The sequence below is a fragment of the Terriglobales bacterium genome, assembly GCA_035651655.1.
In the GTDB taxonomy this organism is placed as follows: Bacteria; Acidobacteriota; Terriglobia; order Terriglobales; family Acidobacteriaceae; genus DASRFG01.
Genome location: DASRFG010000025.1, coordinates 180,149 through 188,141, shown reverse-complemented (window position 1 = coordinate 188,141; position 7,993 = coordinate 180,149). Strand labels below are relative to the sequence as shown.

Annotated in this window: 10 protein-coding genes; 7 read left to right on the top strand and 3 right to left on the bottom strand. The window is 56.9% G+C overall.

Translation table 11 applies throughout. From position 1 onward, the window contains the following. Positions 1-191: 191 nt before the first annotated feature. The 4 genes from VFA76_12975 to VFA76_12960 all read left to right on the top strand — a co-directional run bounded on the left by VFA76_12975 (position 192) and on the right by VFA76_12960 (position 3,577). Positions 192-2,384 carry a hypothetical protein gene (locus VFA76_12975; GenBank protein HZR32752.1) on the top strand — a complete coding sequence of 731 codons (2,193 nt, stop codon included), beginning with the start codon at positions 192-194 and terminating at the stop codon, positions 2,382-2,384. 292 nt (positions 2,385-2,676) lie between these two features. Further along, on the top strand, positions 2,677-2,973 hold the full coding sequence (locus VFA76_12970; GenBank protein HZR32751.1) for a hypothetical protein: 297 nt from the start codon (positions 2,677-2,679) through the stop codon (positions 2,971-2,973). Between the two features lie 3 nt (positions 2,974-2,976). Beyond that, a complete protein-coding gene (locus tag VFA76_12965) occupies positions 2,977-3,186 on the top strand; it encodes a hypothetical protein (protein ID HZR32750.1) in 210 nt (69 codons plus the stop codon). 1 nt (position 3,187) lies between these two features. Next, positions 3,188-3,577 carry a hypothetical protein gene (locus VFA76_12960; protein HZR32749.1) on the top strand — a complete coding sequence of 130 codons (390 nt, stop codon included), beginning with the start codon at positions 3,188-3,190 and terminating at the stop codon, positions 3,575-3,577. 56 nt (positions 3,578-3,633) lie between these two features. Here VFA76_12960 and VFA76_12955 read toward each other — a convergent pair whose 3' ends face one another. Further along, entirely contained in the window at positions 3,634-4,095 is a 462-nt protein-coding gene (locus VFA76_12955; GenBank protein ID HZR32748.1) for a hypothetical protein, read from the bottom strand. A gap of 246 nt (positions 4,096-4,341) precedes the next feature. Between VFA76_12955 and VFA76_12950 the strand changes: the two genes are divergently transcribed. Continuing rightward, positions 4,342-5,268 (top strand): VOC family protein, encoded by a 927-nt coding sequence (locus VFA76_12950; protein HZR32747.1) that lies wholly within the window; start codon positions 4,342-4,344, stop codon positions 5,266-5,268. A gap of 47 nt (positions 5,269-5,315) precedes the next feature. Here VFA76_12950 and truB read toward each other — a convergent pair whose 3' ends face one another. After that, positions 5,316-6,245, bottom strand: coding sequence for a tRNA pseudouridine(55) synthase TruB (gene truB, locus VFA76_12945; GenBank protein ID HZR32746.1), 930 nt, complete (start codon positions 6,243-6,245; stop codon positions 5,316-5,318). Positions 6,246-6,347: 102 nt separating this feature from the next. On the opposite strand from truB, the gene VFA76_12940 reads away from it, so the two are divergent. After that, positions 6,348-7,091 carry a rhomboid family intramembrane serine protease gene (locus VFA76_12940; GenBank protein HZR32745.1) on the top strand — a complete coding sequence of 248 codons (744 nt, stop codon included), beginning with the start codon at positions 6,348-6,350 and terminating at the stop codon, positions 7,089-7,091. A 161-nt stretch (positions 7,092-7,252) separates the two neighbouring features. Continuing rightward, positions 7,253-7,624, top strand: a complete 372-nt coding sequence (locus VFA76_12935; GenBank protein HZR32744.1) for a response regulator — start codon at positions 7,253-7,255, stop codon at positions 7,622-7,624. A 3-nt stretch (positions 7,625-7,627) separates the two neighbouring features. Here the strand turns inward: VFA76_12935 and VFA76_12930 are convergent, their stop codons facing one another. After that, a complete protein-coding gene (locus VFA76_12930) occupies positions 7,628-7,981 on the bottom strand; it encodes a hypothetical protein (GenBank protein ID HZR32743.1) in 354 nt (117 codons plus the stop codon). Between the last annotated feature and the right edge of the window lie 12 nt (positions 7,982-7,993).

Below are 7,993 nucleotides of genomic sequence, written 5' to 3'. Positions count from 1 at the left end.
ACTGGTGCCTGGTGCAAAGCCCATCAATAGCTCTGAGCTTAATGATGCCATCGGGAAAATTATTGATGGCGTGGTAGAGCTCGCGCACGCGACCGGGCAGTTCGTGCACTCGACGCCGGCAGCCTAAAAAAACGCGGAGCGGCACTTCCCTCCCCTCGCTCCGCAGATTTCATTTTCCGCGAGGTGTAGCTGTGAAATTCATTCGCATTTTTGCTTTGCTTATTCTGCCGGCAATGGCGGCTGCTCAAACTGGCAACACACTTCGGGCCACTCAGTTTCCCGGCAGCACGGTGGGCGACAAGGTGACGGCCGCGCAAAATGCCTGTCTGCCTGACACGAGCATTCCGTGTGTGATCGTGCTCGATCCGATGCTTGCAGTTTTTCCTAGCGGCAATATGCCGAATCCCTGCGCGAATTGCACGTGGATTGATTACCGCAATGCCGGCGTCGTTGCGTTTCTGAATGGAATCACTGCGCTCAAGGCGAACGGCGGGAGCTACTTTGCGAGCAGCTATAGCAGTGTGAATGCGGCAGTGAATGACTGCAATCTGACCGGAGGAAATCTCTATTTTTCCGCTCCGCAGTCCTACTCGCATTCGGCGACGCTTTCTTTTGGGACTCCCATTACTGGCACCGGCTTGCAGTGCAATGCCTGGTTTACTGGCAACGCTTACCTCGCTCCCACCATGACGGACGGCTCGCCGGCTGTGATTCTCAACAGTGGCAGCACGCTTAATGCGCCGAATAGTGGCTCAGTAGGGAGTAAGCCGGCCGGGGTGTTTAGTCCGGGCATCGTTTGCAAGGGTTCGTGTCACGTGAGCTCGCTGCTGCAAACGGGTCAAGGGGACGGACGTGGCGGCAGTTTCAGCGTTTCAGGTTTGGAATTTGTAGTGCAATCGCCGGGATGCACTGATGATGGCGTCGTGCACCTGCGCGGCGTGCAATCGCAATCCTCCATCGGTCCAATTAGCATCAATGCGGCCGGCTGTGACAGCCAAGTTGGATTGCTGATGGATAATCCCGATTCAACCGGCATCGTTGTAACTTCAGCAACGTGGACGCCGGGGGTCGCACACCTGACAGTGGCGGCAAGCTCGACCGCAACTCCTGACGGTCATCACCTGTTTTACGGGCAGCAAGTGAACCTCACCGGCACATGGACCGGCGCAGCGGTGAATCCTACGGCTGTGTGCACGGGAGGCGCGTGTACGGCAGTTCCCACCAGCAACACGACTGTTGATATTGCTGTTGCGGGGCTCACCGGGTCCGGCACTTTCACCCTTGACGGCACCAGTAAAGAGAATCCCGTTACCGTTTTCAATGGCTCATCGGTGTTTGACCTGGTGGGGCCGCTTGTTGTGAACATGAACGGCAACAGCACCACCAGGTTGCATGCGCGGCCGATGGTTTTCTCTGTGAATGACAACTTGTTAGTCAAGGACGTTTCCGGCCACGGGATGTTGAATCCGGAGAATGCCGGCGACGGTCAGCCTCAAATTACTTTGGATGGGAATGGCTCCACCAGTGCAACCAACGGGCTGCGCGGGGTTGACTTACCGGACGTGCATATCGAGCCCAATTCTGCAGATCCTGCGCCCATCGGTATAAAGGCGCACGATATTCACCACCTCCGCATCGGGCGGCTTTCCGTTTCTGGAGCGGCCGCGAGCAATACCGGCACAGCTTTTGATTTGAGCCAAACTTGCGTTTCTAGCTGTGGGGCGGGTACCGCAACCAGCACCGATATTCGCGTTCTCGACATTGGCAACGAGGGTACAGTTTCAAGCGGCGGTCCGATGGCCACCACCTTAAACGATCACATCAACGGCCTGGTGCTGTCGCAAGCGAATTTTCCCTCTCTGAAATACGAGTACCAGGGCGGGGTTGTAAGCATTGACGGCGCGACCTTGTGCGCGTACTACAAAGTGGCCGATCTGGCAAACGCGACGGTCGCTTTCACGGCGAACAATGACAAGACGTGGGGATTCCAACTAGGTTGCGCTCTGCTCACTTCGAAAGTGGTTTATGACGTAACCACGGCCGATAACAGCGCCAACCTCTACGACCTTGGCGTGGCGCGAAAATCGGATGGAAAGCTGATGGTGCACCTGGGCGCGACTGCGGGGACTACCTTTGCGCCCTCAACTGGTTTCAAAACGCTGAGCTGGCTTACGTCGAATCTACTGCTGCCGGGTCAGTATTATTTCGTGTACACCACGAACGCCGGCACCGCCGTGCTCGCGGCCGGTGGCAGTTCTCCGATTTCGTTTTCTCCGAATTTAGGCGCGGGAACCTCTGCCGGCGGCGTGATTGCAGACCCGATTTCACCTCCCGCGGATGCCTGGAGTACCGGAGCAGCGCCCACGGCGGTTGTACTCCAGTGAGTCAACCGTTATCACAGCGGCTTGTGGGCGGGGGAGATGGCGGGGGCACCGGCTACTTTCCCGAGGATGCAACGGGTTTAGGTCCGTGGGAAGGCGGTTATGTTCCGCTGCCACACAATCTGCCGGGGAGCGATCCGAGCGATCATTCTTCAATCGTTGGATTCAGAGAAATTCCGCGTCATGGCTCTCGGGGCGTTTCGCTTTTGTCGGTTAAGGCACCGGGGACCACAGGATCCTCAATTCCGAGGTGGGGCTGGTGGGTTGCAGCACTTTTGCTGCTTTGGTTGCTCACATGAAAACTTACGTTTATATCGCGCTTGCTGTGCTCGCAATTTATTGGTGGCAGCATCGCACGCCGCAACCAGCCAGCACGCCGGCACCAGGGCCGGCCGGTTTGAAAGCGTTGCCTGGAGTGCTTGCGCCGGCGCGTGCGGAGAATATATTGCGTGCGCGGCCGCCCGTACCAGGCCATCGGCCGGAGCGGTTCGGCTCTCAATTTATCAACAAAGAACAGCTATTCGATTTTGCTGCTTCCGGATTTGCCCCTGGTGGCGGCGAGGCACTTGGGGAACGTCCACGGAGACTGTGAAAAATGTTAGGCATAGATTTTGGAGCATTCGAGCCTCTAGCAAAGGCCATGAAAAAGCAGCTTGGAATGATTGAGCAGCACCTTGCGCCTGGTGCCGAGACTGAGGACGCGCTAAAGGAACTGGCAGCGGCCGCGAGCTCGCCGGGTGCGAGCAATTGTCTGATGCGTGCGACCATTCACGGCAAAACAGTTCTGATCTTTGCGGCGGGGTGAGATGGACGACACGGTACCGCGCAACCCATTCTCGGCGGATTATTGGAGCACGATATTTTGGGGTCCGTGTCCATTCTGGAAGGGACTATTCGACAATAGCGACCCGATGTGTGGCGGCAATCCTCCAGGGACAACGACTGGCGATCTTTTCAGCAGTGCTGCTCATTCCCTTGGTGGTTTGAAGCTGTACCCCGAATTGAGCCACTCACAAATAGATTCACTGAAGGCGCAGAATCCAGGTGCGACGAACGCGATTGATGTCTACGCAAATAAATTCATCCGTACCGGCCTTTTTCCTGATGCTGCGTCGGCTGTTTCATTTGCGGGAAAGGCAATTGTAATCGTTGTGCTTTTAATTCTGATGCTCGTCGTGTTGGAGATTGGAAAGTGAGATGTACTTGAAAGCAGTTTTGGGCCTGGATTCTGGCTCTTTCAGTATTGTGGTTTCTAGTCTCCGGTTGAAGCGGACCGGCTGCTGAGTTCGCAAGTCTGAGCATACATATGCTGGTATCCATGAATGATGCGCTCGCCTTGCAGTACACTCACTTGCCACGTGTCCACGTCCAACCCGATCGCGTATTCATCGAACCCGAGAAACAGATATTTGTAGGTAGGCGCTCCGATTGCCGGACCCCACACGCGAAGCGTTTTAAGTTGTCCGATGTCCGGGTCATTTTGCATCATTGGTGCCATTTTTTCGATTGCGGATCTGCCAATGTTAGCCGTGCAGGTAAGGGCCAAGATGGCATGACGTTGTGGGTCCACGGCCGCGTGCACGTGCGGAAAGTACTGCCGCAATCCGTCCTCAGTTTTTTGTCGCACACTCTCGGGGCTAACAGCTTCGGTTGGCATGCTGCATTGTTTGAATAGGAGACAACCAAACAACATGGGAAAAACAAGGGTTCGCATCGGAACCTCAGGGCGCAACGGATTGTACAAAAAAGGCTTGCAATCCACAATCCAGCTCTGCTACATACCATTAATAGCTGCTGCACTGTTTTTGGGCATCAGCACAGTGTCAAGCAGTAAAAAACCTAAGTCCCTTGGCGTCAATCGGTTCCGATTTAACAAGCGATACCTGTTATCGGACATTGCATCCCCTCCGGTAATCCTGCCCTTGACACTCTCTCCGCCCACCCCTCACTATCCCCATCCATGAGATCGGCTCCTCTTTTTCTCCTTCTGCTTGCCGGCGCAGTCGCGGCGCAACACCACCCCCCGGCCCCGGTCGCTCGCCCACCCATTATCGGGATTTCGCACATTGGCCTGCGCACTGACGACCTCGCAAAATCGCGCGCATTTTACGGCCACGTTCTCGGCTTCCAGGAGCCTTTCACCATGGACAAACCACCCGACGAAGGTGGCGGCCTCATGCTGACCTATTTCAAGGTCAACGACCACCAATACGTTGAAGTTTTTCCCGAGCTCAAGGATTTCAAGCAGGACCGCCTCTCTCACATCTCCTTTGAGACTACCGACGCCGAGCAGCTCCGCGCCTATCTCGCCAGTCGCGGCGTCAAGGTCCCGGACAACCTCGAGCCCATGCTCGATGGCAATCGCGGCTTCGACGTGGACGATCCCGACGGCCACGATGTTGAATTTGTCCAGCTCATGCCCGGCTCACTGCACAGCAAGAATTTCGGAAAGTTCCTGCCCGACTCCCGCATCGCGCAGCACATGATTCACGTCGGTGTAGTAGTCCGCGACCGTGCCGCCGCTGACCACTTCTATAAGGACATTCTCGGATTTCGGGAGACCTGGCACGGCGGCATGAAGGATTCCGACACCGACTGGGTGGATATGCGCGTGCCCGATGGCACCGACTGGCTGGAGTACATGCTGAACGTCAAAGATCCTGACCCCAAGGAACTGGGCGTGATGCACCACTTGGCTCTGGGCGTCCCCAATGTCAAAGCCGGTTACAAGACCGTCGTCTCTCGCGGCTACGAGCCGTACGAGAAACCCGAAATCGGCCGCGACGGTAAGTGGCAGTTCAATCTCTACGACCCTAACTTTACCCGCGTGGAACTTATGGAACCCAAGCCAGTGAAAAAGCCCTGCTGCTCACCCATGCTCCGATAGCGCCGCCATCTCGGCGGCCAAACCTAAGCCCACCATCCCTCCGGTATCTACCTCGCTTGCACTCTCTCCGACTCGGTCTGCGCAGCCAGCACGATTTTCGGATGAAACAACGTCCCCGCCACCCGCGTCGCAATGGCGATCAAATCGTTCTGTCCCGCAAACACCTTCACCTGGCGTGCCCGCGAGAGCTCTGGCAGATTCACCGGCCGCCCCACTCGGATCTTCGCCATCATCTCCTCATTAGCCGTGACGCTCGGCATCTCCGGCAGCAGCTTCCGCGGATGAACGAACAGCTCCTCGGCTTCCCTCTTTTCGGCGGCGCTTTCCAGCTCCTCCAGCGTGTGCGCCTCCGCAATCCCGAACTCGCCCAACGCCGTCCGCCGCAGCGACGCCAGATGCGCCCCGCAACCTAGTTGTTCTCCCATCTCGTGCGCCACCGACCTCATATATGTACCTGACGCCACACGCGCCCGGAACTCAGCGCACTTGGCCTCCCACTTCAGCAGCTCGAATTCCTTGACCTCCACCTCGATGGGCTTCAGCTCCACCTCCTGCTGTTTTCGCGCCAACTTGTAAGCCGGGACTCCCTTAATCTTCTTGGCCGAGAACGGCGGCGGCATCTGCTGGATACGACCCCGGTACTTCCCTGCCAACTCCTGCAACTCTTCAAGCGTTACTTTAACTATCTTTTCGGCTCCCACCATCTCGCCATCGGCATCGTACGTATCGGTGGCAAAGCCAAAACGGATACTCCCCTCGTATGTCTTCTCCGAGCCCATATAGAACTGCGCCAGCCGCGTCATGCGCCCAATCACCAGCGGCAGCACACCCGTCGCCAGCGGATCGAGCGTGCCCAAGTGCCCCACCGAGCGCTCAGCCAGCAGCCGCCGCACACGATTGACGACGTCATGCGACGTCATGCCTTGCGGCTTGTCCACAACCAGCACGCCATTCATAGTTGCGCCAGAATTCGCCACCTCTGCTATCGTGAGGGTCGCATGCCTTTCCGGTCAACTCTCCCCGATCGCTCACAACATTTTTAGGTGCCGTCATTACCGGCCCCGCATCCGAGATAGAGCATGATTCCACTTCGCGACGACGCGCCTCGCTTCAGCACTCCCTGGATGAATTATTTCCTCATCGCGCTGAACACCGCCATTTTTTTGGCGATGTGGGCTGGCGTTCCCGCACCCGCGCAGGTGGTAGTTAACGTTTTCGGATTCGTTCCCCTCAAGATCACGGCTCTGCTCGAGGGCGCGCATGCCATTGACCTGGGTGGCGCGCTGGTCCCGGTCAACGCGCAGTCCGCTATTATTCCCATCTTCACTTCCATGTTTCTGCACGCCTCCTGGCTTCATCTGATCGGCAACATGTGGGGGCTGTGGATCTTCGGCGACAACGTCGAAGACCATCTGGGACACTTCGCCTACATCCTCTTCTATCTGCTCTGCGGAATCGGCGCCGCCGTTACCCACACACTTTTGAACTTGACCTCCGCCGTGCCCAGCGTCGGCGCCAGCGGGGCCATCGCCGGCGTGATGGGGGCCTACTTCGTGCTCTATCCGCGGGCGCGCGTGCTTACCCTGGTGCCGCTGATTTTCTTTTTTACCTTTTGGTGGCTGCCGGCGTGGGTGGTATTGGGCTATTGGTTCCTTCTAAATTTCTTCAGCGGGGCCGCCACCTCGGTCGCAGTTTCCAGCCAGACTAGCGCCGGCATAGGCGGCGTCGCCTTCTGGGCCCACGTCGGCGGATTCATTACCGGGATGCTGCTGGTCAAACTCTTCCCTGTCCGCCAGCAGCGCTCGCGCTATGCCGCCTGGTAAGAAATCAGCAGCCACGCCGAACCCGGTTCGCGGGTGTAGCCGCGTGCGTGCCAGCAGCCAAGCATCACACGCATTGCTAGACTAGTAAACACCTTGAATCAGACCGCCTTGTTTTTTGCACAATCGAAATCTGAACCGGCGTGGCTGACGTTTAGGCTTAGGTGGCCCTCATACTGTGCGTGGATGATAACGCGGACGGCCTTGCCGTACGGAAGGTGTTTCTGGAGGCCTTCGGCTACCAAACCCTGATAGCTACGAGCGGCCTGGCTGCAATCAAGCTGGCAGAGCAGCACGCCATTGACGTAGTCCTGCTCGACTACGAAATGCCCGGAATGGACGGCGAAGAAGTGGCCGTTATCCTCAAGAATCGGTGGCCCACAGTTCCGATCATCGTGCTCACAGGTTCTTGTAAACGTATTCCTGGCTGCTTAGTTAAGCTCGCAAACAAATGTATCGATAAGAGCGAGTCGCCAAGCGTTCTGTTAAGCGAACTGCAACAATTCAGCAAGCCCAAAGCTCAACCACGTACTTGATTTTCAGGCCAGAATCTCTCGCAGGACAGAGATGGCATTGGTAGGGTCTGAGCGTGGTACGACCCTACTGACAAATTTCGGCAAGTCTCGCCAGTTGTTAGGTTCCTCTGCGACCAGCACAACCACACTCTTTGCACTGACCAGATGAACCAGTTCAGAGATTGACCATTGATCTACGGTCGCCAAGGTCTCATCGAGCAACACAGCCGCAGGCTTGTGCTGAGCTGCGAGTGATAGGCAGGCAGCAGCGGAATCGGCCAAAAGAACAGACCAACCGGCGTCACTAACCCCATGCAACAGCCGGAACATCTGATCGCTCGAACCATCAACAATCAGAATTGTGCGGGATCTGGACATTTCCCGTTTGTA